At 70.7% G+C, this 25,344-nt stretch carries 28 protein-coding genes; 15 read left to right on the forward strand and 13 right to left on the reverse strand.

Translation table 11 applies throughout. From position 1 onward, the window contains the following. Positions 1-20: 20 nt before the first annotated feature. Complete coding sequence (locus QSK10_RS09445) at positions 21-662, reverse strand: response regulator transcription factor (RefSeq protein WP_285662242.1); 642 nt, start codon at positions 660-662, stop codon at positions 21-23. Continuing rightward, positions 659-1,885 (reverse strand): sensor histidine kinase, encoded by a 1,227-nt coding sequence (locus QSK10_RS09450; RefSeq protein ID WP_285662243.1) that lies wholly within the window; start codon positions 1,883-1,885, stop codon positions 659-661. Before QSK10_RS09450 ends, QSK10_RS09445 begins: the two co-directional genes overlap by 4 nt. Before the next feature lie 160 nt (positions 1,886-2,045). Here QSK10_RS09450 and QSK10_RS09455 point away from each other — a divergent pair, with 160 nt between their 5' ends. After that, positions 2,046-2,894 (forward strand): CPBP family intramembrane glutamic endopeptidase, encoded by an 849-nt coding sequence (locus QSK10_RS09455; protein WP_285662244.1) that lies wholly within the window; start codon positions 2,046-2,048, stop codon positions 2,892-2,894. Here QSK10_RS09455 and QSK10_RS09460 read toward each other — a convergent pair. Beyond that, entirely contained in the window at positions 2,812-4,035 is a 1,224-nt protein-coding gene (locus QSK10_RS09460) for an MFS transporter (protein ID WP_285662245.1), read from the reverse strand. The genes QSK10_RS09455 and QSK10_RS09460 overlap by 83 nt on opposite strands. 198 nt (positions 4,036-4,233) lie before the next feature. Between QSK10_RS09460 and QSK10_RS09465 the strand changes: the two genes are divergently transcribed. From QSK10_RS09465 to QSK10_RS09475, 3 genes are read left to right on the forward strand one after another with little or no spacing between them, the layout of a single operon-like run. Next, positions 4,234-4,551 carry a PadR family transcriptional regulator gene (locus QSK10_RS09465; protein WP_285662246.1) on the forward strand — a complete coding sequence of 106 codons (318 nt, stop codon included), beginning with the start codon at positions 4,234-4,236 and terminating at the stop codon, positions 4,549-4,551. Positions 4,552-4,560: 9 nt separating this feature from the next. Continuing rightward, positions 4,561-5,169: an HAAS signaling domain-containing protein gene (locus QSK10_RS09470; RefSeq protein ID WP_285662247.1), complete on the forward strand. Its 609-nt coding sequence runs from the start codon at positions 4,561-4,563 to the stop codon at positions 5,167-5,169. Positions 5,170-5,224: 55 nt separating this feature from the next. Next, positions 5,225-5,710 (forward strand): hypothetical protein, encoded by a 486-nt coding sequence (locus QSK10_RS09475; RefSeq protein ID WP_285662248.1) that lies wholly within the window; start codon positions 5,225-5,227, stop codon positions 5,708-5,710. On the opposite strand, the gene QSK10_RS09480 is transcribed toward QSK10_RS09475, so the two are convergent. Continuing rightward, positions 5,707-6,273, reverse strand: a complete 567-nt coding sequence (locus QSK10_RS09480) for a TetR/AcrR family transcriptional regulator (protein WP_285662249.1) — start codon at positions 6,271-6,273, stop codon at positions 5,707-5,709. The two genes, QSK10_RS09475 and QSK10_RS09480, sit on opposite strands and share 4 nt — an antisense overlap. An 81-nt stretch (positions 6,274-6,354) precedes the next feature. Between QSK10_RS09480 and QSK10_RS09485 the strand changes: the two genes are divergently transcribed. Continuing rightward, positions 6,355-7,053 (forward strand): SDR family NAD(P)-dependent oxidoreductase, encoded by a 699-nt coding sequence (locus tag QSK10_RS09485; protein WP_285662250.1) that lies wholly within the window; start codon positions 6,355-6,357, stop codon positions 7,051-7,053. 55 nt (positions 7,054-7,108) lie between these two features. Here QSK10_RS09485 and ccsB read toward each other — a convergent pair whose 3' ends face one another. The 7 genes from ccsB to QSK10_RS09520 form a co-directional block, all read right to left on the reverse strand. Further along, complete coding sequence (gene ccsB, locus QSK10_RS09490) at positions 7,109-8,110, reverse strand: c-type cytochrome biogenesis protein CcsB (protein WP_285662251.1); 1,002 nt, start codon at positions 8,108-8,110, stop codon at positions 7,109-7,111. Further along, positions 8,110-9,657: a cytochrome c biogenesis protein ResB gene (gene resB / locus QSK10_RS09495; RefSeq protein WP_285662252.1), complete on the reverse strand. Its 1,548-nt coding sequence runs from the start codon at positions 9,655-9,657 to the stop codon at positions 8,110-8,112. The genes ccsB and resB overlap by 1 nt, the downstream gene beginning before the upstream one ends. Then, entirely contained in the window at positions 9,654-10,403 is a 750-nt protein-coding gene (locus QSK10_RS09500) for a cytochrome c biogenesis CcdA family protein (protein ID WP_432705304.1), read from the reverse strand. The genes resB and QSK10_RS09500 overlap by 4 nt, the downstream gene beginning before the upstream one ends. Before the next feature lie 73 nt (positions 10,404-10,476). Further along, positions 10,477-11,043: a TlpA family protein disulfide reductase gene (locus QSK10_RS09505; RefSeq protein WP_285662253.1), complete on the reverse strand. Its 567-nt coding sequence runs from the start codon at positions 11,041-11,043 to the stop codon at positions 10,477-10,479. Then, positions 11,043-11,678: a histidine phosphatase family protein gene (locus QSK10_RS09510; RefSeq protein WP_285662952.1), complete on the reverse strand. Its 636-nt coding sequence runs from the start codon at positions 11,676-11,678 to the stop codon at positions 11,043-11,045. Before QSK10_RS09510 ends, QSK10_RS09505 begins: the two co-directional genes overlap by 1 nt. Positions 11,679-11,701: 23 nt before the next feature. After that, positions 11,702-13,015, reverse strand: a complete 1,314-nt coding sequence (hemL, locus tag QSK10_RS09515) for a glutamate-1-semialdehyde 2,1-aminomutase (protein ID WP_285662254.1) — start codon at positions 13,013-13,015, stop codon at positions 11,702-11,704. A gap of 48 nt (positions 13,016-13,063) precedes the next feature. Continuing rightward, positions 13,064-13,408 carry a nucleotide pyrophosphohydrolase gene (locus QSK10_RS09520; RefSeq protein WP_285662255.1) on the reverse strand — a complete coding sequence of 115 codons (345 nt, stop codon included), beginning with the start codon at positions 13,406-13,408 and terminating at the stop codon, positions 13,064-13,066. Positions 13,409-13,530: 122 nt separating this feature from the next. Here QSK10_RS09520 and QSK10_RS09525 point away from each other — a divergent pair, with 122 nt between their 5' ends. The 4 genes from QSK10_RS09525 to QSK10_RS09540 are packed head-to-tail and all read left to right on the forward strand — an operon-like array spanning position 13,531 to position 16,121. Beyond that, positions 13,531-13,836, forward strand: a complete 306-nt coding sequence (locus QSK10_RS09525; RefSeq protein ID WP_285662256.1) for a hypothetical protein — start codon at positions 13,531-13,533, stop codon at positions 13,834-13,836. Beyond that, positions 13,833-14,789, forward strand: coding sequence for a hypothetical protein (locus tag QSK10_RS09530; protein WP_285662257.1), 957 nt, complete (start codon positions 13,833-13,835; stop codon positions 14,787-14,789). The genes QSK10_RS09525 and QSK10_RS09530 overlap by 4 nt, the downstream gene beginning before the upstream one ends. A 4-nt stretch (positions 14,790-14,793) precedes the next feature. Beyond that, a complete protein-coding gene (locus tag QSK10_RS09535; RefSeq protein WP_285662258.1) occupies positions 14,794-15,612 on the forward strand; it encodes a hypothetical protein in 819 nt (272 codons plus the stop codon). After that, the gene (locus QSK10_RS09540) at positions 15,612-16,121 is read left to right on the forward strand and encodes a hypothetical protein (protein ID WP_285662259.1); all 510 of its coding nucleotides are present in this window, start codon (positions 15,612-15,614) and stop codon (positions 16,119-16,121) included. The genes QSK10_RS09535 and QSK10_RS09540 overlap by 1 nt, the downstream gene beginning before the upstream one ends. A gap of 7 nt (positions 16,122-16,128) precedes the next feature. Here QSK10_RS09540 and QSK10_RS09545 read toward each other — a convergent pair whose 3' ends face one another. Further along, positions 16,129-17,055: a DUF6528 family protein gene (locus tag QSK10_RS09545; RefSeq protein WP_285662260.1), complete on the reverse strand. Its 927-nt coding sequence runs from the start codon at positions 17,053-17,055 to the stop codon at positions 16,129-16,131. Between the two features lie 119 nt (positions 17,056-17,174). Between QSK10_RS09545 and QSK10_RS09550 the strand changes: the two genes are divergently transcribed. Continuing rightward, complete coding sequence (locus QSK10_RS09550; RefSeq protein WP_285662261.1) at positions 17,175-18,833, forward strand: glycoside hydrolase family 10-like protein; 1,659 nt, start codon at positions 17,175-17,177, stop codon at positions 18,831-18,833. A 4-nt stretch (positions 18,834-18,837) separates the two neighbouring features. Here the strand turns inward: QSK10_RS09550 and QSK10_RS09555 are convergent, their stop codons facing one another. Continuing rightward, positions 18,838-19,959 carry an acyltransferase family protein gene (locus QSK10_RS09555; RefSeq protein WP_285662262.1) on the reverse strand — a complete coding sequence of 374 codons (1,122 nt, stop codon included), beginning with the start codon at positions 19,957-19,959 and terminating at the stop codon, positions 18,838-18,840. 455 nt (positions 19,960-20,414) lie between these two features. Between QSK10_RS09555 and QSK10_RS09560 the strand changes: the two genes are divergently transcribed. The 5 genes from QSK10_RS09560 (at position 20,415) to QSK10_RS09580 (ending at position 25,225) form a co-directional block, all read left to right on the forward strand. Further along, positions 20,415-22,298, forward strand: a complete 1,884-nt coding sequence (locus QSK10_RS09560) for a DUF2075 domain-containing protein (protein WP_285662263.1) — start codon at positions 20,415-20,417, stop codon at positions 22,296-22,298. Positions 22,299-22,378: 80 nt separating this feature from the next. Beyond that, entirely contained in the window at positions 22,379-22,828 is a 450-nt protein-coding gene (locus QSK10_RS09565; protein WP_285662264.1) for a hypothetical protein, read from the forward strand. Between the two features lie 5 nt (positions 22,829-22,833). Then, the gene (locus QSK10_RS09570; RefSeq protein ID WP_285662265.1) at positions 22,834-23,826 is read left to right on the forward strand and encodes a hypothetical protein; all 993 of its coding nucleotides are present in this window, start codon (positions 22,834-22,836) and stop codon (positions 23,824-23,826) included. 189 nt (positions 23,827-24,015) lie between these two features. Then, entirely contained in the window at positions 24,016-24,621 is a 606-nt protein-coding gene (locus QSK10_RS09575) for a hypothetical protein (RefSeq protein ID WP_285662266.1), read from the forward strand. A 10-nt stretch (positions 24,622-24,631) separates the two neighbouring features. After that, positions 24,632-25,225, forward strand: coding sequence for a hypothetical protein (locus QSK10_RS09580; RefSeq protein WP_285662267.1), 594 nt, complete (start codon positions 24,632-24,634; stop codon positions 25,223-25,225). Positions 25,226-25,344: the final 119 nt, after the last annotated feature.

Raw genomic sequence — 25,344 nt, forward strand, 5'->3', positions numbered from 1 at the left:
CGCCCGTCCACCGGGGGAACTCACCGTTCGCCCGGTACCACCACGCCGTTCTCATAGGCGAAGACCACCGCCTGCGTGCGGTTGTCGGCGCCCAGCTTCATCAGCACGTTGCCCACGTGCGTCTTGACCGTCTCCACCGTCACGTACAGCCGGGCCGCGATGTCCCCATTGGACAGTCCGGCGGCCATCAGCCGCAGGACGTCGGTCTCGCGCGCGGTCAGCGGCGGGCCGTCGGCGCGGACGGCGACGGGACGCGCGGCGGCCAGCCGGCGGACCGCGTCGGGGAACAGGAGGGTGTCGCCGCTGGCCACCAGCCGCAGGGCGTGGGCGATCTCGGCGGAGCGGGATCGCTTGAGCAGGAACCCCGACGCCCCGGCCAGCAGCGCGTCGTAGACGTACTCGTCGTTCTCGAAGGTGGTGATGACCACGACCTTCGGCGCGTCCGGCGTGCCGCGCAGGCGGCGGGTGGCCTCGATGCCGTCGACCTCGGGCATCCGCACGTCCATCAGCACCAGGTCGGGCTTCAGCTCGGCGGCCATGACGAGGACCTCGGCCCCATCGGCGGCCCCGCCGACCACGTCGATGTCGGGTTCGCGGGACAGCAGGGCGTGCAGCCCGGTGCGGGTGAGCTCCTCGTCGTCGGCGATCAGGACGCGCATCATGCTCCGGACCGTATCGGCAGCCGCGCGAACAGCCGCCAGCGCTCCCCTTCGGCTGTGACCACCGGCGCGAAGGCGACCTCGCCGCGCAGGAGCCGGACGCGGTCGACGATGCCGACCAGGCCGCTGCCGCCGTGGCGGGAGGAACCGGCGGAGGTCATGGGGTTGGTGAGCTCGACGGTCAGCCAGCGCGGCCCGGCGTCCACCTTCAGCTTCACCGGCGCCTTGGGCGCGTGCCGCAGGGCGTTGGTGAGGCCCTCGCGGATGATGCGGTAGGCCTCGCGGGAGACCGTGGCGGGCACCTTCGGCAGTACACCCTCCACTGTGGAGGTCACCTCGGTGCCGGTGCGGCGGACGTGTTCCAGCAGCGCGTCCAGGTCGGCCAGCGTCCGATGTGGAGCGCGCGGCGCTTTCCCTTCGCGCAGCAGGCCGAGGACGTGGTCGAGGTCCTCCAGGGCGGTGCGGGAGGACTCCTCGATGCTGGCCAGCGCCTTGCGCGCCAGCTCGGGGTCGTCGTCCATGAGCTGCCCGGCGACCTGCGCCTGGATGGTGGACGCGGTGAGGGTGTGGCCGATGGAGTCGTGCAGCTCCTGGGCGAGCCGGTCGCGCTGGGTCAGCACGGCGGTGCGCTCCTCCAGGACGGCGACGCGCTCGGCGGCCCGGGGCGCCAGGAACAGCGGCGCGAAGCGGCGGTAGACGGCGATCAGCGCGGCGGCGAACAGGCCCAGCAGCGCGATCTCGGCGAAGGCCAGCGGCAGCGTCCACAGCCCGGAGCGGTCGCCGGGGACCTCCATGGTGAAGAAGTAGTAGTCGATGCTGTTGCCGCCGTCGAGCCAGAACAGCACCGGCGAGATCGCCGACAGCCACACCGCGAAGGTCAGCCCGGCCAGCAGCGCGCCACCGGCGCAGTGCGCGACCACCCACACCGAGGCGCGCACCCGGTCGGGCCAGGTGTGCGTCCGGGGCTGCGGGACGCGTACGCCCAGCAGGACGCTCGCGAAGTGCGCGTGGGCGTCGCGGATGAAGCGCGGCCAGGCCATCAGGGTGGCGAAGAAGGCGGTGAACAGCGCGAGCGTCCACGGGCGGGCGGCGGGCGGCGTCCAGGCGACGGCGGAGACGCCCGCCGGGATCATCGGGATCAGGGCGAGCAGCGCGCCCGACAGGACGTAGAGCCAGCCCTTGAGGACGCGCGGACCGGGCAGGACGGTGGCGGCGAGCTTGTGCATGGCACGAGTCTGCCCAATGGCACCGGCGGTGACCTCCCTCCCGGGAGGGAGGGGCGGTCTCCCCCGAAAGTACGGCCGCCGGACCGCTCCCGCTCGGGAGGTGCGAAACGGCGTGCGCGGAGAGGCTGTGCCCACAGATTCCCCCGTTCGAAGGAGACCGATGAAGAACGGTCGCGGACTGGCCTGGTTCCTGGGCCTGTCGTTCATCCCGACCTGGGTGTACTTCGGTGTCGCGCCCCTGTACGGCATCGACATGGTCAACCCGCTGGCGCAGCTGCCCTTCGCGTTCATGCCGGCGATCGCGGCGGTGCTGGTGCGGGCCTTCATCACCCGCGAGGGCTTCGCCGACGCCGGACTCCGGTTGCGCCTCAAGGCATCCTGGCCCTACTACCTGCTGGCCTGGTTCGTCCCGGCCGCGATAGCCGCCGCCACGATCGGCACGGCCTGGGCCTTCGGCCTGGTGGATCCGGGACAGTTCGTGCCGGACGGCGGCCTGCCCCTGATCGCCGGGCTGCACCTGCTGGTCGTGGTCCTCATGCCGGTGTTCTGGGGCGAGGAGTTCGGCTGGACCAGCTACCTGCGGCTGCGGCTGTTCCCGGACCGCCCGGTGCTGTCCACATTGGGCACCGGGCTGATCTGGGCGGTGTGGCACTGGCCCCTGGCGTTCAACGGGTACATGGTCTTCGACAGCTGGCTGATCGGCCTGGCGGTGTGGACGCCGCTGATGATGACGCAGGAGGTCATGCTCGCCTGGCTGCGGATGCGCTCGGGCTCGATCTGGCCGACCAGCCTCGCCCACGCCGGGAACAACATGATCCTGTCCTGGCTGACCGCCTCGGTCCTGGAGGACGCCGCGGGGCTGGACAACGTCACCGTCATGCTGGTGATGCTGGTGCCGATGACGCTGCTGTCGGGCTGGATCATCCTCAGTGGACGGCTACGGGACGCCTTGACGGCTCGGGGTTCGTCAGTGTCATCGCGCCCGGAATCAGCAGCACCGCGTAGGTAGAGATCAGCAGCACCAGCGCGGCCACGATCCCGAACAGCCCCATGCCCAGCGAGATGGCCAGGGCCGGGACGACGGCCTTGGCCACCGGGTCCAGGCAGAAGGTCAGCAGGTGCTCCAGGCCGTAGACGCGGCCGTGGGTCTCGGCCGGGAACGCCCGGCTGAGACCCGACAGCCACAGCACGAAGAACAGGCTGATGCCGACCCACACCACGAACGAGATCGCGCACCACAGCCACAGCGGCACGTCCCACACCAGGCAGACCGGCAGCAGCGCACACGGCGCCAGGGCGTTCATCGCGAACAGGCCCGGCCGCTTCGGCTTGACCCGCCCGGCGATCAGCGAGCCCACCAGCGCACCGGCGAAGCCGACCGCGGTGATCCAGCCGTAGGCGCCCTTGGCGTAGCGGTCGTTGGCCACGATCGCGCTGAGCACGGCGTTGGGGGCGAACAGGAAGAACACCTGGACGGTGCCCTGGAGCATGATCGCGGTCGCCCACTTGTTGCGCCACACGATCCGGAAGCCGTCGGCGGCCTCGGAGAACATCGACCACAGGCCCGCGCCGGAGCCGCCGCCGACGGCCGGGAGCCGCAGGAACAGCAGGGTCGCCAGGCTCACCGCGTAGGTGCCGACGTTGACCCACAGGGCCGCCTCGGCGCTCACCGAGGCGATGAACACCCCGCCCAGGGCCGCGCCCGCCGCGAGGCCCACGCGCTTGGTGGCCGCGTCCAGCGCGTTGGCGCGCTCCAGCAGCGACTCGTCCACGATCTGCGGCATCGAGGCCCGGTGCGCCGGCTGGTAGAGGCCGACGCCGATCCCCTCGACCACCGCCACCCCGATCAGCGCCCACAGTGGACCGTCCTCGGCCAGCGCCAGGTAACCCGCCAGGCCGCCCAGGGCCAGCAGGTCCGACACGACCATGACCAGGCTGCGCGAGTAGCGGTCGGACAGCACGCCGCCCAGCAGCGTGAAGAACGCGCCCGCGCCGGCCTGCGCGGCCATGACGTAGGCCAGGAACACCCCGTCGTGATGGTTCAGCAGGAGACCCGGCAGGGCGACGAAGGTCAGCCCGTTACCGGTGACGGCCGTGGCCTGGCCCAGCCAGAACGCCACGAAGCGCTTGTCGCGCAGCAATACGGACACCGGGGCTCCCTCGTCAGGGTGGTGGTGCTGGGGTGGTGGGGAAGATCAATCCGATCCAACGCCGATACCGGGACCGGCGCAAGCGAGTTTGCGACGGCTCGTCACGGGTGACCACCCGGAAGCCGGTGGGGCGAGAGGCGTCCCCGCCCGGCTACCCCGCCGTTGACAGTACTTCGCATTGCGGAGTAGCGTGACGGTGTGGACCGCACCCAGCTGCTCAAAGGCGTCCTCGACATCGCCGTACTCGCCACCCTCCGCGATGAGGACGGCTACGGCTACGACATCCTGCGCCGCCTGCGCGCCGCCGGCTTCGACGACGTCGGCGACGCATCGGTCTACGGCACCCTGCGCCGCCTGTTCCAGGCCGGTCACCTGGTCACCTACGTCGTGGCCAGCGACTCCGGCCCACACCGCAAGTACTACTCGCTGAACCAATCCGGGCGGCTGCAGCTCAAACTCGCCGCCGAGACCTGGCGGGACTTCTCCGCCACCATGGACCGCCTGCTCGCCGACTAGGAGAGGCCCGTGCACGCCATCGGCACCCGGGACGACGAGGTCGCCCACTACATCGCCGCCGTCGAGGACGCCCTCGCCGACATGCCCGAGAACCTGCGCGAGGAGCTGCTCGCCGACCTCGTCGGCCATCTCACCGAGATCGCCGGGGAGATCACCGCGGCCGTGCCACTCGCCGTCCGCCTCGGCCCGCCGCGCGCCTACGCCGCCGAGCTGCGCGCCACCATCAACCCCGCCTACCGCCAGGTCGTCCCGCCCCCGCCGCCACCCAGGACCTGGCGCGACCTGGCCCTGGACGCCGACCGGCGCGGCGGGCGGTACCTGGGCTACGCCCGCGTCACCGACTTCCTGTTCGCGCTGCGCCCGGCGTGGTGGGTCCTGCGCGTCTACGCCGTGACCGGTCTCGGCGTGCTGTGGGTGGCCCTGGCCGGACAGTACGCCTTCTACGAGCTCGGCTTCGTCCTGCTGCTCCTGGCCGTGATCGGCGGGACGAGCCTGCTGCCGCTGTCGGTGCGGCTGGGCCGCGACCGCGACCGCGAGGGCCTGGACCAGGCCGCCTCCATCGTCGGGCTGATCGCGGTGATCCTGTGGCCGACGTCGGTGCTCTTCATACTGTTCTGAACGGGCGGGGTTCAGTGTGAGCCCCGCCCAGCGGCATCACCCCTGGAGCCCGCCCGTGCCCACCCGTGACGACCTGATCGCCCACCGCATGGCCGCCGTCGAGGACGCCCTGCGCGACGTGCCGCCGATCGCGCGCGAGCGCCTGCTCGCGCGCCTCGCCGAGGACCTCACCGTCGAGCCGCCCGCCCCGCCGCGACCGCCGCGACCCGGCGTCCGCCCCGGACGGGCGCGCGGCCTCGACGAGCGGATCGGGACGGTCCTGGGCTTCCGGACCGGCACCGACTACCTCTACGCCCTGCGCCCGGCCCTGTGGCTGCTGCGCGCCCTCGTCGCCGGAATGGGGCTGTTCCTGCTGCTGGGCGCGGCCATGAACGCGCCGGACGAGGCGTGGCCGACCGTCCTCGCCCTCGGCGGCCTGGCCGGGCTCGCGCTGCTGGTGCCGTCCGTCCGCATCGGACGCGCCGGGCGGCCCCTCGCCGAGCACCTCGGCACGCTCGCCGCGGCCGTGATCCTGGCGCTCGCGCTGTTCGCGACCGGCTAGCGCGCCCGCATCCCGTCCAGCAGGAAGCGCGTGCGCCGGTCGTAGTCCTCGCGCGGGGGCTTCGGCCAGTGCCGCAGCGCCAGGCAGCCCTCGATGAACGCGTGGTACAGGTCGCCGACGGTGAAGTCGGGGCGGACCACGCCCGCCGCGTGCGCCTGGCGCATGAACTCCTCACCGGCGTCGGTGGCCGCCACGCACAGGCGCATCAGCTCCGGGGAGTCCGGGAAGCGCATCATCACCACGTCACCGGCGACCGGCTCGCGGTAGTGCAGGTCGCGGCAGTCGGTCACGTAGGCGGCCACGCGCTCCCACGGGTCGGCCACCTTCGCGGCGCGCTCCATGGCGCCGGTCATCTCGACGGCGACGAGTTCGCCGATGACGGCGTCGATGAGGCCCTGCCGCCCGCCGAAGCGGTTGTAGATGGTGGCCTTGCTGACCCCGGCGGCCTTGGCGACCTCGTCGAGGGGGGTGTCCAGGCCGCGTCCCCGGAAGGCGGCGATCGCGGCGGCGCGCAGCTGCTCGACGTTGCGGGCGGCGTCGGCCCGCAGGGCTCGCTGTTCCACGTTCCGCCTCCTAACTTGACAGGTGAGTTAAGTTGACCCTAGGGTCAAGTTGACTGTCGCGTCAACTACAAGGAGTATCCCTTGTCCAAGGCAATCGCCGTCTTCGGAGCCGGTCCCGGCCTCGGTCAGGCCGTCGCACACCACTACGCGAAGGAGGGCCACGACGTCGCCCTCGTCGCCCGCCGCCGCGAGCCCCTCGACGCCCTCGCCGCCGAACTCGCCGGATACGGCACCACGATCGCCGTGGTCACCGCCGACCTGGCCGACACCGACGGCGTCCCGGCGCTGGCCGCGCGCGTCCGCGAGGCCGTGGGCGAGCCGGAGGTCCTGTACTACGCCCCGTCCTCGGCCGACGCGGGCTTCGTCGCCGCGGCCGAGCTGACCGCGGAGAAGCTGCGGGAACTGGCGCCGCTGACGCTGTACACGCCGGTGGCGCTGGTCGGGGAGTTCCTGCCCGGCCTGCGGCAGATCCTGGTCGCGCAGGGCTTCAGCGCCCTCAACGGCCTGCCCGGCATGAGCGGCCCGGCGGTGCTGCTGGCCGGTCAGCGCAACTGGCTCCAGTCGCTGCGGGCCGAACTGGCCGGGCGGGACGTGCGGGTCTCGGCGCTCTACGTCGGCGCGGCGATCGCCGGGAGCGCGGTGCACACCGCGATCGAGGAGGCGCGGGCGGCGGGCGCGCCCGTCCCGGACTGGCCGGTGGCGACCCCGGCCGAGCTCCTGGAACTACTGCTGGGCGCGCACGAGAACGGCGGCGAGGCGATCCACGCGCCCGGGTTCTGAAGAACGCGACGGCCCGCGCCTGTTGAGGCGCGGGCCGTTCGTGCGCGGGAGGGAACTACACGCCCGCGTAGGAGTGCAGTCCGGTGACCACCAGGTTGATCCCGAAGAGGTTGACGATCATCGTCAGCCAGCCCAGGATCACGATCCACGGGGCGAGCCGGCGTCCGCCGGGGCCGGTCGCGCGCGCGTGCAGGTAGCCCGCGTAGACCACCCACGCGATGAAGGACCAGACCTCCTTGGGGTCCCAGCCCCAGTAGCGGCCCCAGGCGCGCTCGGCCCACACCGCGCCCGCGATGACGCCGAAGGTCCACAGCGGGAACGCGAAGACGTGCAGCTTGAAGACCAGCCGCTCCAGATTGGCCACCTCGGGCAGGCGCGCGCCCAGGGTGATCGGGAAGCGCAGCCGCCCGCCCTTCGCGGTCACCGTGTCGTAGCGGCGGCGGATGAGCTGGAGGGCGGCCGGGACGAAGCCGACCATGAAGATGCCGGAGGCGATGACGGCCGCCGTCACGTGGATGGCGATCCAGTACGAGTTGAGCGCCGGGACCAGCGGCTGCGCCTCGGTGTAGAGCCGCGTCGCGGTGCCCAGCAGCAGGATCGCCACCAGCGTCACGAACAGCCCGATGCGGCGGGCGGCGTGCCCGGCGGTGACCACGTACAGCCAGGTGCACACCCCGACGAGCACCACCGCGATGATGAACTCGTACATGTTGCCCCACGGCACGCGTCCCACCGAGACCGCGCGCAGCACCAGGCAGGCGGCGTGCAGGACCGCGCCGATCCAGGTCAGCACGAGGGCGACCTGCCCGGCCCGGTTGGCCTGGTTCATGGTGATGCCGAGGCGCTCGGCGCGCTCGTTGACGTGACCGCCGGCGGTCTCCTCCTCGGTCACGTCGGGGCCACCGGCGCCGGCCAGGACCTTCGCCTCCGCCTTCACCGCCCGGCGACCGAACGCGTACTCCAGTGCGTAGCCGAGCATCGCCACGGCGTACAGCACGATCGTGGCGATGAACAGCTTGTCCGACAGTGAGGCGTAGGTCGCGTTCACGTCGCCCATCAGGTCTCCTTCGCGCTGGCGACGATGTCGCCGAACTCGGTGGCGAAGCCGGGATTCTCGGTGCGGGCGAGACCGCCCGCGGTGACGTTGTCGCCGCGGACGCGGAACCACACGCGGCGGCGTTTGACGGTCAGCGACGGCAGGAGCCCGGCCAGCACGGCGATCGCCGACCACAGCACCACCGGCTCGCCCGGGTCGGAGCGGGCCTGGACGGTGATCCAGCGCTCCAGCCCGGTGAAGGTGACGGTCGAGCCGTCCTCCAGGGTCTTCGACTCGCCCTGCTTGAGGAAGAAGCCCACCTGCATGGGCTTGAGCTGGCCGGTGGCGACCTGCCGCCGGTCCAGGGCGTAGACCGAGCCGGGCTTGCCGTTGTCCAGGCCGAGGTCGCCGACGTAGGGGAAGAGCATGACGCCGGGGTTGCGGGAGTCGGGGAACAGCGAGGTCGTGTAGGGCGCCTGCTCGGGGGCGGTGGGCAGGAACATGCCCTCGAAGGCCATCTGCCGCGTCCGGTCGCGCTGCCCGGTCGCCGAGAGGTTGGCGTCGGGGAACGTCGCCACGCCCTCGGAGAGCATGGAGGCGTTCATCGGCAGGAACGGCGTCCGCGAGACCTGCGTGTTGCCCTGCGCGTCGGTGTAGGTGAGGACGGGGGTGTAGCCCTGCCCGAGGAGGTAGAGGTTGGCCGCGCCCATCCGCAGCGGCTCGTTCACCTCCAGGTGGAACTTCTCCGTGGGGGCCTCGCCGCCCTCGCCGTAGAGCACGTCGGCGGCGTAGGTGACCGGCTGCCCGTTGTCCAGGTACTCGGCCTTGAATCCGTCGAGCTGGACGCAGAACTTCGGCAGGTCCGCCGCCGAGATGTTGGGGCCGAGCCCGTAGTCGTCGTACTGCTGGAGGTTGTTGCAGAAGGCGGCGTCGGCACCGGCGCCCAGGATGCGGTTGCCGTGCCAGCCGTACAGGGCGCCGACGGCCACGCCCACCAGCAGCCCGAGCAGGGCGAAGTGGAAGATCAGGTTCCCGGTCTCGCGCAGGTAGCCCTTCTCGCCGGACACGGTGACCGAGCCGTCGGCGTGCTCACGGGTCTCCACCCGGAAGCGGCGCGCCTTGAGGACCCCGGCCAGTTTCGCCGCGCCGGCCCCGGACTCCCACTCGTCGTGCTGCGGCATCAGCGACAGCCGCGCCGGGGCGTCCGGCGGGCGGCGGCGGATGGCGTCGACGTGCTCGCGCAGGCGCGGGATGAGGCAGCCGACGAGGGAGACGAACAGCAGCCCGTAGATCGCGGCGAACCAGGGCGCGGAGTACACGTCGAACAGCCACAGCCGGTCCATGATCGGCGCGGCCTGCGGGTGGTCGGTGAAGTACTTGCCGACGTTCTCCACGTTCACCGAGCGCTGCGGCAGGATCGAGCCGGGCACGGCGGCCACGGCCAGCGCGAACAGCAGGATCAGCGCGGTGCGCATCGAGGTGAGCTGGCCCCACCACTTGCGGGCCAGCGAGACCGCCCTCGGCGACTTCTTGCCCTTCGCGGGACGCGGGGGCGCATCCACGGTCATATCCCGACCTCCCCGGGCCCGATCTCGGCGCGCAGCCAGTTGTTGAAGTCGGCCCACACGCCGGTGACGAGGGCCAGGCCGACCAGGATCAGCAGGACACCGCCGACGGCGGTCACCCAGCGGCTGTGGCGGCGGATGAAGGAGAACACGCCCAGGAGCTTGCGGAAGCCCAGGCCGAAGGCCAGGAACGGCAGGCCCAGCCCGAGGCAGTAGGCGACGGCGAGGACGACACCGCGCCCGGCCTGTCCCGAGACCGCCGACATGCCCAGCACCGCGCCCAGCGTCGGCGACAGGCACGGCGTCCACGACAGCGCGAAGACCGCGCCCAGCACGGGCGCGCCGATCAGCCCGGCGTCGGGCAGTTTGCGCTGCGAGCGCCACATGCCCTGCGTCCCCGGGATGATCCCGAGGAAGATCACGCCGAGGACGATGATCCCGACGCCGATGACGCGCTCGACGACGGCCTGGTTGACCAGGAGCGTCCGGCCGATCTGGGCGAAGGCGAAGCTCAGGATCGTGAAGACGACGGTGAACCCGGCGATGAACAGCGCGCAGCCGGCCAGGATGCGGCCGCGGCGGCGTCCGGAGTCGAGGTCGCTGCCCGCCAGGCCGGTCACGTAGGAGAGGTAACCGGGCACGAGCGGGAGGATGCACGGCGAGGCGAAGCTGACCAGCCCGGCCAGCGCGGCCACGCCGATGGCGAGGAGGAGGGGACCCGACGAGGCGACGTCGGAGAAGCCGTTCACGGCGCGGCCTCCTCTCCTTTGGGCGGCAAGAAAGTTCGACACATCGTAGAACCAGAGCGGGAGTGATCGACTTTCAGGTCTCGGCCACGATCTCGGCGAGGACGGGCTGGAGCTCGGAGCCGATCAGGCCCTTGCGGAAGATGGCGGCCACGCCGCCCTCGCGGTCGATGATGATCGTCGCGGGGATCGTGGTCGGCGGGACGTCCTCGAAGCCGAGCGCGATGCGCCCGGAGGGGTCCCAGAAGCTGGGGTAGGTGACGCCGAGGCCCTTCTCGAAGGCCTCCGCCTTGTCCCGCTCGTCGCGGATGTTGATGCCCAGGAACTGCGCCTCGGGGACGGCCGCGGCGACCGTGACCAGCTCGGGGCCCTCCAGCCGGCAGGGCGGGCACCAGGACGCCCAGAAGTTGATGACGAGGACCTTGCCCGCGTGCGAGGCGGCGTCCAGCGGGCTGCCCGCGACGTCCTCGCCCTTCATGGCGGGCGCCTGCGGCCGCTCGCCCTTGGGGTAGCGGGTGGTCTGCCCGTCCTGGGAGACGAAGCGCTGCTGGTTGGTGGCGGCCGCGCCACCGGAGCCGCACGCGGTCAGGACCAGCGCCAGGCCGCCGAGGGCGGCCGACGAGAGGAGTGCCCGTCGCCGCATCAGGCGCCCTTGGCCTTGGCGGCGGTCTTGGAGGTGGCGATGAGCGCGGCGGCGGGTTCGGAGTAGTCGATGCCGACGAGTTTGGAGCCCTCGAAGCGGAAGGACGTCAGGCTGGCGAGGGCGCACTGCCGCCGCCGCGGGTCGTGCCACAGCTTCTTGCCCTCGGCGAAGCGCCGCAGCGTCCAGATCGGCAGCTGGTGGGAGACGGCGACCGCCTCGTGTCCCTGCGCCTTGACGCGCGCGGCGTGCAGCGCGGTGAACATGCGCTTGGCGATGACGCGGTACGGCTCGCCCCAGGACGGGGTGAACGGGTCGCGCAGCCGCCACCAGTTGCGCGGGTCGCGCAGCGCGCCGTCCCCGACGGAGACGACCTTGCCCTCGAAGAAGTTCTCCGATTCGATGAGGTCCTCGTCGGCGGCGGTCTGCACGCCGAAACGCCGCGCGAACGGCTCGGCGGTCTGCTGCGCGCGCTCCAGCGGCGAGGCGACGACATAGGTCACGTCATGACCGTCGAGGGCCTTGGACGCGGCCTCGGCCATCTGCTCGCCGAGGGTGGAGAGGCGGTAGCCCGGGATGCGCCCGTAGAGGATGCGCTCCGGGTTGTGCACCTCCCCGTGGCGCAGCACGTGCACCACGGTGGTCTCGGTACCGTCGGTTCTCACTTTGCGACCTTAGCCGCAGCACGTGCCGCGTGCGGGAGGGCGTCGGCGATGAGCCCCAGGGCGTCGTCGTCGAGCGCGCCGGAGACGAACCACGCCTCGTAGGCGCTCGGCGGCAGGTACACGCCCCGGTCGAGCATCGCGTGGAAGAACGCCCGGTAGGCCGCCGCGTCCTGCGTCTGCGCGGCTTCGAGGTTGGGCACGTCGGCGTCGGTGAAGAACACGCTGAACATGTTCCCGGCCGTCGACACCCGGTGCGGCACACCCGCCTCGGCGAGCGCCTTGGTGGCCAGCCCCTGGAGGGTGACGGACGTCGCGTCGAGCTTCGCGTACAGCTCGTCGGTGCACAGTTCGAGCGTGGCGAGGCCCGCCGCGCAGGCGAGCGGGTTGCCGGACAGCGTCCCCGCCTGGTAGACGGGTCCTTCGGGCGCCATCCGGCTCATGAGCTCATCGCGTCCACCGAACGCGGCGGCGGGCAGTCCCCCGCCCATGACCTTGCCGTAGGTGTAGAGGTCGGCGGTGTCGCCGGAGTAGCCCGACCAGCCGTTCTTCGAGACCCGGAAGCCGGTCATGACCTCGTCGAGGATCACCAGCGCGCCGTCGGCGTGGGCGATCGCGGCGAGCTCGCGGTTGAAGCCGTCCCTGGGCGCGACGACGCCCATGTTCCCCGCGGCGGCCTCGGTGATGACGCACGCGATCTGCCCGGGGTTCTCCGCGAACGCCCGCTTCACCGCGTCCACGTCGTTATAAGGAAGGACGATCGTCTCGTCGGTCCCGACGACACCCGGCGAGTCGGGCAGCGCCAGCGTCAGCACACCCGATCCCGCGCTGGCCAGCAGCGGGTCGACGTGCCCGTGGTAGCACCCGGCGAACTTGACGATCTTCGTCCGCCCGGTGGCGGCGCGCGCCAGGCGCAGCGCGCTCATCGTCGCCTCCGTCCCGGAGTTCACCAGGCGGATCTTGTCGACGCCCGTCCGCGCGGTCAGCTCCTCGGCCAGCGCCACCTCGCCCGGCGTCGGCGTCCCGAAAGAGGTGCCCTTCGCCGCGGCCCTGCCCACGGCGTCGATGACGTGCGGATGCGCGTGCCCCACGATCAGCGGCCCCCACGAGCACACCAGGTCCACGTACGTGTTGCCGTCGGCGTCGGTCATCCGGCAGCCCGCACCGGAGACCATGAAGCGCGGCGTCCCCCCGACCGAGCGGAACGCCCGGACCGGCGAGTTCACGCCACCGGGGACGATGCGCGAGGCGCGCTCGAAGAGCTCGCGCGAGTTCTCTGTCCTGGAGTTCGGAGCACCACTGGAGTCGGCCACGGCCGGATTATCACAGCCGGTCGGTGAGGCGTTCCTGAGAGGTGCCCGTCAGGTGACCGGGTCCGTGGACGTGACCCCGCTCTCGCGAATCGGGAACCGCTCGGCGTTCCTGGCCATCTTCTTGCGAGCGGCGTCGATGAGGTCGATGTCCAGCACGTCGGCCAGCCGCGCGAGGTAGTGCAGCACATCGGCCATCTCCCCGGCGACGAGCTCCCGCTTTTCGGGGGTGAGCGCCTCGGCCTCCTCGGGGGTGAGCCACTGGAACTCGGCGGCGAGCTCACCGGCCTCGCCGGCGAGCGCCATCGCGAGGTTCTTGGGGCGGTGGTACCGCTGCCAGCCGCGAGCGGCGGCGAAGGCGCGGAGATCGGCGGTGAGGGAGGCGAGATCCGGCATGCGGCGAGGGTAGCGAAGGGGTGGCCGAGGGTTGTTAGGGTGCCGGAAGTGCCCGTACGTGAAAGGTAGTGCCCGAAATGACCTTGAGCGCGGATTTGAAAGCGATACACGAGGCGGGGGCGGTGCTCTTGCCCGAGATCGCCGACGCCTACCAGGCGATGGAGAACACCACGGCCAGGCTCATGAGCCTGCACGGCGGTCTGACCAGGGCGGGCACCGCGACCGCCTGGCCTGACGCGATGGGTGCCCTGCTCCTGGTCCTGCGGTCGTCGAAACAGAACATCACCGACGCCGGAGACGTCCTCCGGCTGATCGCGTACGCCTACGCCACCACCGACAAGGAAGCCGCGGCCAACCTGGTCAAGGCCGCATCCCTGCAGGACGGCATCCCCACCCACATCGAGCGGCGCGAGGAGAGCGACCGGTGACCGACGTGGATGTGATGGGAGCTGACTTTCCCGGCCGGCTGTCGGCGGAGATCGATCGCGTCTTCGCACGCATGAAGGTCGCCCGTGGAATGGGCGTCCTGACGGAGATCAAGCCCCGGTTGATGGCCATGGCCGGACCGGATCCGGACGCCTTCGAGGAGGCCTTCCAGGCTTATGCCTCCCTCGCGGCCATGACCGGGGCCGAGAAGAGCACCATCGCGCCTTCCGACCCCGGCTTCACGGGCGTCCCGAAGGGAGTCGTCACCATCACGGCGGAGGACGTCGCCGCGAAGGTCGAACCATGGACCGGTACCGCGGCGACCGCCTTCAACGCGTTCATCAAGCACTTCAGGCCCGGCGGGAACACCATCGCGTCCCAGCGGCTGCTCTTCGACTACCTGAATCTGGCCGCCGGGGCCCACCAGCAGGTCTACATCAACTCCCGGCGGGACCTGTGGGATCTCGTGGCCGGCCTGGACGCCGGTATCGACACCTCGGAGGACATCAGCTCACCCGGGATCGCGGTGTTCCTGACGGTTGTCGCGGCCATCGCCTCCGGTGGTGCGACCGCCCTGGCGCCCGGACTGTCGGTGGCGGCGCTCGGGGCCACCGCGATAGCCGCGGCCGGGTCCTCGGGCGCGGCGCTCATCAGCGGCCACGCGGCCGACAATCGGGAGGTCGCTCTCGACCCGCACGACAAGTGGACGCTTCGGGACAGCCTCGTCGACGTCATCGGCACGATGGAGACCGATCTCCTCGACGCCGAAGAGAAGGTTCGCTTGTCGATTCAGGCCTTCACCGAGCAGATGAACCCCGGCGGCGAGATCGGCCGCCAGCTGATCGGCCCATCGGTCGGCGGTGGCACGACACCGATCGAGTGGGCACCTGACGGCTCGGGGTCACTGCCGAAGTCCTACCTGGACGACTTCGTCCCGCCCTCGGAAACGGAGTGACCTGATGACCGACATCGAGGAATCACCCGAAAAGCCCGAAACCCCTCGCTCGCGCTGGATCGGCCTGGCCCTGGCCGGGATGGTACTGCTGGCCATCGTGCCCATCGTCATCAGCTGGAACGACGATTCCGGCGAGAAACCCGCAGCGACCCCGTCCGCGACGGCCAGCCCGGTCCCACCACCGGCGGGGCAGCCCCTCTCTGTGACGGAGTTCGGCCGCACGACCATCGAGACGGACGACTACGGTCTGATCAGCTACGGCCTCGTCCTGACCAACACGAGTGACCTCCTTGCCAGCGACGCCCGAGTCCAGCTGACCGCCTACGACCTGTTCGGCACGCCGATCCCCGGTGCGACCACCGAGCTCACCGCCCACCGCGTACCCGCGGGCGGGAAGGCCGTCTTGGGCGGCATCTTCATCGACCTGACGCAGCGGTGGACGGTGGCCATGATCGGCGACCTGCGGGCCACGGTCGGCCACACGGACTGGTGGCGCGACACCGGAGACACCGACGCCAGGCTGTCCACACTGCTGGTCACGGACGTCACCGTCACCCATCTGGACCCCCCGCGCGCCACGGTGGCGTTTCGGGTTTCCGGCGAGATCAGCAGCGTCTACACCAATACGTTCGTCCTCTTCCGTGGTTCCTCGGGCGAGATCGTGGGCGGCTGCGCGGGCGGCTCCGAGAACACCGACCGACTCGATGACGGGCGCATCGCGGTGACGGACTGCGCTCGACCGGAGTCCGCCGTCGACACCGCCACCGAGATCCATCTCGACCACACCGGGCAAGGCCCCGTCCCCACCCCCGGAGCCTCCTGATGTCCACCTACGCCACCCTCATCGCCCGCCTCACCCTCACCGTCAAGTCCCCCGACGGCGCCATCACCGCCACCCTCACCCGCGACGGTCTCGCGCTCGCCTTCCGCCCGGGCGCCTACGAGTTCTACACCGAGTCCGAGCCCGCTCTCGAACGCCAGCTCGCCGCCCTCGCCCAGCTCGTGTGGACGGGCCGCCGCCGTGCCTCTCTCGCCGCGCTCTCCAAGGCGCTGGGACGCGAGGTCACCGCCACCGAGTCCACGCTCCCCAAGAGGCGCGCCTTCGAGACGCGAAGGGACGCTCTCGCGCTCGAAGGCCGCTCGCGCCACATCACCGTGACGACCACGGGCTGGCGGGACTGGCGGGTGAGCCTCGCGAAGCGGGTCACCCGGCGGCTCGACGAGGACGGCTTCACCGCCGAGGCACAGGCGGCGTTCGCGTCCCTCCTCGCCGACTACACCACCAAGTCCCGCACCCTCGGCGAGGAGGTCTACGGCCCGCGTCCCACCTGACCGAGGGCTACTCGAACGCCGTCGTATAGATCCGCGCCTTGTAAAACTCCGCCCCACTGCGCGTCTTGTCCGCCGCCACCGACAGCCGCACCGTCGGCGATCCCCACGTCCGCGACCCCACGCCGTCGGCTTTCACCGACACGTCCTCGCCGGACGCGTGGCGCACCCACGACTTCACCGAGCCCTCGGTCACCACGGTGGTGCGGGTGAGGGTCGCGGTGTCGATGCGGTAGACGCCGTAGGTGTCGGTGACGAGGAGTTTGCCGGGGTCGGTGTAGTCGGGCTGGAGGTCGTGGCCGAGGCCGGGCAGCGCCACCGACTTGTTCGCGTAGACCAGCCTTGTGTTGCGGTAGGTCCCGGTGACGTTGTACGCGCGCAGGGTCTTGTCGCCCACCGCCCACAGGTGGCGCAGTGACGGGTCCCAGAGGACGCCGTGGGCGCCGGCGAGGGTCACGGTCTGGACGCGCGCGAGGGTGCTGGGGTCGCTGATGGCGGTGGGTCCGTAGACGGCGAGGAAGCCCTCGGAGGACGCCGACACGATCGCGCCGATGTCGGGGATGCGCTCGATGGCGTGGGGGTTGCCGCCGGGGGCGCCGGTCCACAGGACGTCGTTGAGTTCCTGGTGCTGCTCGGTGGTCTTGTCCACGATGCCGACGTTGCCACCGGAGGCCGCGACGAGGGCGACCTCGCCGAAGGCGGCGGTGTTGCGGAAGCGGATGTCGGAGAGGTTGTACCAGCCGCCGGCGCCGGGCGTCCAGGACCACTGGACGTTGGCGTCGGTGAAGGCGGCGTCCTTGTCCCACATGAGGACCTTGTTCTGGACCTGCTCGGTGGCCGCGACGGAGAAGGCGGCGGCGTGGGCGGTGCCGGTGCCGAGGAGTAAGGCGGCGGGCGCGCCGATGGCGGCGCCCTTGAGGAGCGAGCGTCGTTTCACTGTGGACCTCCATGCCGGGAAAGTCGGGCCACCAGTATGCCGAAGAAAAGCTCGAATCCTTGACCAGCAGGTGAAGGTTTTCTACTGTTCGGGTAGCCGAGGAAAGGACTTGAAGGCCCATGCCCACCGAAGGCACCTCCCGCCGCACCCTCTTCCGCGCCGGCGCCGGCGTCGGCGCAGCCGCCCTGAGCGCGGCGGCCGTCGCCGGGTCCGCCACCGCGGCCCACGCCGAGGACGCCACCAGCGCCGTCGCCCCGAACCCCGCCTTCCCCAAGCACGAGCTGCGCTCCACGTGGGTCTCCACCGTGGTCAACATCGACTGGCCCTCCAAGCAGGGGCTGGACGCGGCCACGCAGAAGGCCGAACTGCTGCGCTGGCTGGACGAGTCCGTCGCCGCCGGATTCAACACCGTGGTGTTCCAGGTCCGCCCGACCTCCGACGCCTTCTGGCCCTCGCCCTACGAGCCGTGGTCGCGCTGGATCACCGGGACGCAGGGCAAGGACCCCGGCTACGACCCGCTCGGCTTCGCCGTCGAGGAGGCCCACAAGCGCGGCCTGGAGCTGCACGCCTGGTTCAACCCGTTCCGCATCTCCATGAAGACCGTCTCCGGGGACGTCGGCACCGACATCTCCAAGCTCGCCGACGGGCACCCCGCCAAGGCGCACCCGGAGTGGGTGCTGCCGTACCCGAAGACCAACGGGCAGCTCTTCTACGACCCGGGCATCCCCGAGGCCCGCGAGCACATCGTCAACGCGATCTGCCACGCCGCCGAGAACTACGACATCGACGGCGTGCACTTCGACGACTACTTCTACCCGTACCCGTCGGGCACGATCCCGTTCGAGGACGACGCGACCTTCGCCAAGTACGGCGCGGGCTTCCCCAACAAGGCCGCCTGGCGCCGGTCCAATGTGGATGCGTTCGTGAAGGCGATCTCGGATCGCCTGCGCGCCAACGCCCCCGGCGTGAAGTTCGGCATCAGCCCCTCGGGCGTGTGGCGCAACAAGGCCGACGACCCGGTCCTGGGCTCCGACACCCGCGCGGGCGCGCCGACCTACGACGCCCTGCACGCCGACACCCGCAAGTGGGTGAAGGAGAACTGGATCGACTACATCGTCCCGCAGGTCTACTGGGCGAACTCGCTGGCGGTGGCCAGCTACAACGTGATCGTCAACTGGTGGAACGAGACCTGCGCCGGGACCGACGTGGACCTCTACATCGGTGAGGCCACCTACAAGGTGAACGCCTCGACCCAGAGCCCGGAGTGGAACACCGATCCGCACGAGCTGGACCGCCACGTCCAGCTGGGCCGGGACCTGGCCAACGTCTCCGGGAACATCTACTTCTCGGCCAAGGACGTCCGCGCCAACCAGCTCAATGCCATGGGCATCATCAAGGACGCCTACTACCAGCGCCCCGCACTGGTTCCGCCCTCGGCCAGCCGGGAGGCTACTCCCCGCAAGCCGAAGCTGATCGACGCCGACCGCCGCCGCGACGGCTCGGTCGAACTGTGCTTCCGCTCCGGAGCGCACCACCACCACGACGACACCACCGCCTGGTACGCCGTGTGGCGCTTCGAGGGCCGCGACCTCCCGCGCCACTGGGAGACCGAGGGCACCCAGGACGCCACCAACCTGATCGCGCGCGTCAACGCCGAGGCCGCCGACGGGTCCTTTGTGGACACCACGGCGGACCCGAAGAAGCACTACTCCTACGCGATCACGCCCTACAACCGCAACGGCGTGGCCGGCCCCATCAGCGGACCCAAGAAGGTCTGATGAGCTAAGCCCCTCTCGCCCCCTCGAAGGCGGTCCCGGCCAGCGGCCGGGGCCGCCTTCCCTTACGCGGCAGCAGAAGCCGCCGCCCCGGCACCTCGACGCACGTGTGCAGCGCCCACGAGCAGGCGAGCGCGATCGTCCCGGACAGCAGCGTCAGCCCGATCGCGGGCAGCGCGCCCAACTCCGGGTGCGAGCGCCAGAGGTACTCGCCGGTGCGCATCACGAGGATGTGGACCATGTAGAACGCGAAGGACAGCTCACCCAGCCGCACCATGAGCGGCGACGCCATCCACGAGCGGCGTCCGTCCACATCGGATGCGGCTCCGGCCGCGATCAGCAGCGCGAAACCGGGCAGAGTGCAGGCGGCGTAACGGAACGAGCCCGGTTCGAAGGCCGCGCCGACGTACCCGGCGGCCAGCGCCGCCAGCGCGACCGGGTACCCGAGGCCGCGCCACGCACCCGTGCGCACCAGGACGGCCAGGGCGATCCCGAGCACGAACTCCGCGAGCCGTGCCGGGGCGAAGAAGTAGACCATCCGCGCTTCCAGGACCAGCGGCGTCACCGCGACCAGCGCGACACTCAGTCCGGCCACGGCCCACACCCCGGGCGTCCGCAACCGCCGGATCCCCGCGTACAGCAACGGAAACGCCAGGTAGAAGAGCGCCTCGCAGGCCAGTGACCAGCTCACCGGGTTCAGGCTCTGGTCGTACTGATCGCCGAGCCAGGAATGCACCAGCCCGAGGTTGGCGATCGCCACGTCCGGCGCCGGAATCATGTCCGGGATCAGGAACAGCGCCAGGACCAGCGCCAGCCCGGCGGTCACCAGGTGCAGCGGGTAGACCCGCGCGAACCTGCGCCGCCAGAACCGCACGGCCGAATCACCCGGCCGCGCCGACCAGGCCAGCACGAACCCGGAGAGCACGAAGAAGAAGGAGACACCGGTCCCACCGGCACCGAACATCGCGCGCACGACCCGTCCCGCGCCATCGGGATCGAAGTAGCCCACGACATTGAGGTGCAGCCCGAAGACGAGAAGCGCGGCGAACCAGCGCATCCCGGTCAGCGACGGGAGAACGGACGGAAGGTGCCCAGGGGAGATCGACTGCTCACGGAGGGGTTTGAGCATTTGGGGATGCTAACTCCAGAAGACGGGAAGTGAAGGGATTTCGGCCGAACCGGGGCGGGTCGCCTCACGAACGGCCGCATCCCGGCTTCCCTTGCGGCGAACCGCTTTAAAGGGCGGGCGGCATGGTGTGAGCGCGCCGCCCGCCCCCGGCGGTGTCGGATTCGTTTGTTTTGAACTGCGTGATGAGCACGGGTGCGCTCACCACCCATCAAGACGCCGCGCGGGCCGGATCCGGTTCACGGTGATCTCCACAGAACGCCCGTACCACTGAAAATCGCTTCAGTGAAAGGGACGCGCCCGGCGGCGGGTGCGTCGCGACGGCGCACCGCCGACCGTCCCCGATGGGTTAGCCTCGATGCCGACCGATTGATGCGGCCAGACGGGCTTCCCGCGGTTCTCCACCACCGGATACGCCCCCGCCGCACGAGTTATCTCGTGCTGCCTGGGGGAATTCCGTGCGTGCCCACCGCTCGTCCGCCGCCGTCGTGCTCTCCTCGCCCGTGGAGGCCCTGATCGAGGCCCTGCTCGACGGGCATCTGCGTCTCCTCAAGGGACCCGCGCCCTCGCCCGCCGAGATCCGCTCCTGGCGGTCGAGCCTGCCCACGCTCGCCCGGGACCTGACCGATGCCGGGCTCGGCAAGGTCGAGATGCTGGTCGAGTACCAGCTTCCCAACACCAGCAAGCGCGCCGACGTGGTCCTCGCCGGGCGCCACCCCGTCACCGGCGCCGACAGCTTCGTCGTGGTCGAGCTCAAGCAGTGGTCGACGGCCGTCCCCACCGACGGTGACGCGGGACTGGTGAGCGTCGGCGGCATGGCCACCACGCAGCTCCACCCGATCCTCCAGGTGCGCGGGTACAGCGAGTACATGCGCCACCATCTCGGCATCTTCGACGGCCCCGGCCCCGAACTCACCGGCGTCGCCTACCTCCACAACGCCTCCGAATCCGACGTGGCGGGGCTCCGCTCGGTGCATCCCGATCGGGACGGGCGGCTCTTCACCGGCGACGAGAAGGACGCGTTCATCGCGTTCCTGCGCTCGCGCCTCGCCGACGACAACGCCACCGGCGCCGGTGACCGCTTCCTCGCCTCACCGGTACGGCCCTCCAAGCGCCTCATGGAGGTCGCGGCCCGCGAGATCCGCGAGCAGGAGCAGTTCGTCCTGCTCGACGAGCAGCAGATCGCCTACCGCATCGTCCAGGACGCCGTGCTGCGCGCCAAACGCGCCGACGCCAAGGAGATCGTGATCGTGTCCGGCGGTCCCGGCAGCGGCAAGAGCGTCATCGCGCTCTCCCTGCTCGGCGACCTGTACCGCCGCCACATCAGCGCCTATCACGCCACCGGCTCGAAGTCGTTCACGCTGACGCTGCGCGGGGCCTCGGCGAAGGGCGCGCCCATCGTCCGCAGCCTCTTCAAGTACTTCAACCAGTTCATGACCGCCGAGAAGAACGACTTCGAGGTCCTCATCTGCGACGAGGCGCACCGCCTGCGCGAGACCTCGGTCAACCGCTACACGCCCACCCCGCTCCGCGACACGGGACGCACACAGCTGGAGGAGCTCATCGACGCCGCGCGCGTGCCGGTGTTCCTCCTCGACGAGCACCAGGTCGTCAAGAGCGGCGAGATGGGCTCGGTCGCCGAAATCACCGCCTACGCGGAGGCACGCGGCCACAAGGTGCACCTGGTCGACCTCGACGGCCAGTTCCGCAACGGCGGCAGCCGCGTCTACGAGGACTGGGTCCTGGCGCTCCTCGGGCTGCGCGGTGACGCCCCGGCGCCCTGGCCGGGGGACGAGCGCTTCCACCTGTCGGTCGCCGACTCGCCCGCCGAGCTGGAGGCCCGCCTCGCCGCACGGCTCGCCGAGGGCGAGACCGCCCGCATGACCGCCGGGTACTGCTGGCGCTGGAGCGATCCGCGTGAGGGGAACGTCCTCGTCCCCGATGTCGTCGTCGGCGACTGGGCGCGCCCCTGGAACGTCAAGAGCGACCGCGCGGTCGGCGACGCTCCGCCGAGTTCGCTGTGGGCGACCCAGGAGGGCGGCTTCGGCCAGGTCGGCTGCGTCTACACCGCCCAGGGCTTCGAGTACGACTGGAACGGCGTGATCCTCGGCCCCGACATCGTCGTGCGCGACGGTGTGCTGACCACCGTCCGCGCCCGGAACGCCGACCCCGAGGTCGGCCGGAAGAAGGCCGTGAGCGACCTGGTGGCCGACCGGCTGATCCGGAACACTTACAAGGTCCTGCTCACCCGGGCGATGCGCGGCACGGTCCTGTACGCGGTGGACCCGGAGACGAACGCGTTCCTGCGGGGGCTCGTGGACGGCGGCGGGCGAGTCGGCTGAAGACGCCGGTCTCTCCCTCGGGCTCGACGACCCTTGCGGTGAGCGGATAGTCTCGCCAACGCCAAAATGGGGGGAAACCAATGGCCGAAAAGGTATCCGTCGACGACCTCATGGAGTTGTGGCGAGCCGGTGTGGTGCAACTGCCATCCGCCGGAGCCCAGTTCGCCCTCGCGTCGGTAGCGCTGCACCGCACCGGCCGATACGACACCATGTTCGCCACCGCCGAGGGGCCCAGCCCACTCGCGGCGGCCTGGACCCTACTCCGGGACACCGCTCAGGACCGGGTCTTGAACATCACCGCCGAACGCTGCGTCAAGGCCGGCGAAGCGATCGCGGCGATCGCGGACGCGTACGCCGCCACCGACCAGCTCAATGCCGCCGAGCTGCGGAAGTACGCACAGGACAAGACCGACATCCTTACCGGCGCGCATCCCGGGTACAAGCCGCCCGCCGTACCCGATCCGCCGCACAGCGGCGATCCGCACCCTGAGGACGGCGGCGAGAACCCGCATCCCGAGATGGGGAGGTGAGCCGGATGCGGCAAGAAGCGGAGACCCCCACTCCCATCCGGGAAGCGGCGTACTCACTGAGCAGCGGACTGCACAAGGTGCTGTCCATCGCCGCGCCCTCCGACGGCGAGATGGAATCGGCGCTCGCCGGTCTGATAGCCGCTGCCGGTACCGCACGTCTCAGCGAGATGTTCGATGAGGACTACGAGCTCGAAGACGCCGAGACGTTCGCGAGTGTCGCGGGCAGCGACCTCACGTCCCTCGTGCTGGAGTGGTGGAGCTGGATCCCGTCGACGTTCCGGTACTTCTACGAGCGCGACTACACCCTGACCGAGGCCGCGATGGAGCAGCTGACCTCGGCGGTGGACGAGCTGAAGTCGTCGCGGATGGCGGCCTTGCTCTCGGTCGGCAGCGCGGTCGACGATTGGCACGGGGACGCGCGGGACGCCTTCCGCGATTCATGGCTCGGGCCGCTGGAGTACAGCGGGATCGGCGCGCAGCAGAGCCTTCTCCTGGAACTCCACGCCGCGATGCTGGCCTATGACGCGATCCTCCGCCAAGCCCGGATCGACGCCCGCGAGATCGCGGTGGAGGCGGTGAAGGTGCTCGACAGCCTCACCGAGTCCAATCCGGACGAGGCGAAGGTGCTGCTCGGCATCGCGGGGGTGGCCGTGGCCGTGGTCACCGCGGTCCAGACCGGCGGCACCTCGATCGGGATCACCCTCGGGCTGCTCGGCGCAGGCCTGGCGGCCTCGACCACGGCCATCGACGCCGTCAACCTCAGCGGGGACACCTCTGATGATGTGATGGCCTCGGTGAAAGCCGCCTTCGACGCGCTCAAGAACGAGATGCTGGCGCAGGAGCGGGCTATCGCCGAGGCCCTGGCCCGCACCCAGGAGGAGGTGGACGGTGACCTGCGTCGAGGTGGCGGAAACCTGCTGCCCACAGAGGTCTACAAGCCGGGCACCGTGGACCTGACCACCGGCGCGGTGCCGCCGAGCGATCAATTTCAGCGCTGAACCGGGAGAGTTCTCATGACGCGTCTACGAAACGCCCGGGCCGCAGCGGGGGTCCTGTGTCTCCTCGTGCTGACCGCCTGCTCTCGACCTCCCGGGCCGGACCCGACCCCGCCGCAGCCCACGTACTCGCAGCGGCTACCCCAGGTGCGCTCCACCCCGGTGGCCTCCGACGGAGGCAGCGCCGAGATCGTGGACACCGGCCTGACGGTGAGCCCCGCCTCCTCTCAGGAGTACGGCACCGACTACTGGTGGGCTGTGGCGATCAAGAACACCAGTGCGACCGACCTCTTGGTGACCGTCGACTTCGACAGCGGTGGCACCGCCGCCGACGGCCGAGACCACGGAGAGCGGGTCAAGCTCCACACCATCCTTCCCGGCCAGACGATGTACACCGGAAGGTTCACGGGTGGCAAGAACCCTCCGGTCAAGCTGAACCCCTTCGTCGTCGAAACCGAGTGGTACCCGATGAGCGAACTCGCCCTGCGCGGGTTCGACGCGGGTCTGGAACTGACCGAGGGCGGATTCGACTCCGCCACCAGCACCTATGTCCATGCCACCTACACATCTCGTAGCGTCGGCGTCCAAGATCAACCGGTCGACATTCTCGTGGCCCTACGCGACAGTCGAGGGAAACTTCTCGGCGCCATCCGGGTCAGTGCCGGTGGAAACGCCGTCCCCGCCGGCCCGCGCACCATTGCGGGTGATTTCGACGAGGACCGATGGCCACCCGAAGCCGACCGCGCCAAGAGCCAGATCCTGATCAGCAGTACCTGCTGCGCCATCATCCCCGACTGAAAGGCCCGCCGTGGGAGAGCTCGCCGATCGTCTCGCGCGTGTCACCGTCCAGGTCACCTCGCCCGACGGGAATCTACGGGCCCGGGTGCGCGGACGCCGGTTCGAGACCGTCGAGCTGCGTCTCGGCTCCTACCGCCGCTACCGCGAGCGCGAGCTGGAGCACCAGTTGGCGCGTACCGCCACGCTCCTGTTCACCGGCCGGGAACGGGCCGTCGCGCAGATCATCGCCGACGCGGGCCTGCGCCGCCGGACCGATCCGGCCGACGCCCGCGATCCCGCGCAGCGCCGCTACCTGGACCTGATCCGCACGATGCCCGTGGTCGGCACGGGACCGGGCGAGCGGGTCCGGTTCCGCAGCGCGGGAATGATCGAGTGGACCTGCCGCATCGAGGACGGCACGCTGCGACGGCTCGACGAGGCGGAGTTCGCCACCGAGACCGTCGGCGCGGCGGCGGACTTCCTGCGCCGCCGCGCGCACGAGACCCGCCTGGCCAAGGACGAGTGCTACGGCCTGGCGATCCCCGCGCTGACGCGCGAGCGCGAAGCCCGCGCCCGCTCCCTCGCCCGGGGCGAACCCGCTCCGTATACAGAGGACGCCTGGTAGCCCCGTGCCTGGCCGCAGCCGCAGCCGCAAGTCACCCGGCCAGAGCGACCACTGGCAGAGGGGGAGTCTGAGGGTGGAGACGGAGTCGCCCCCTCAGGAGGGAGGAGCGGAGTTCACCG

This window comes from Actinorhabdospora filicis (genome assembly GCF_030269765.1).
Taxonomy (GTDB): domain Bacteria; phylum Actinomycetota; class Actinomycetes; order Mycobacteriales; family Micromonosporaceae; genus Actinorhabdospora; species Actinorhabdospora filicis.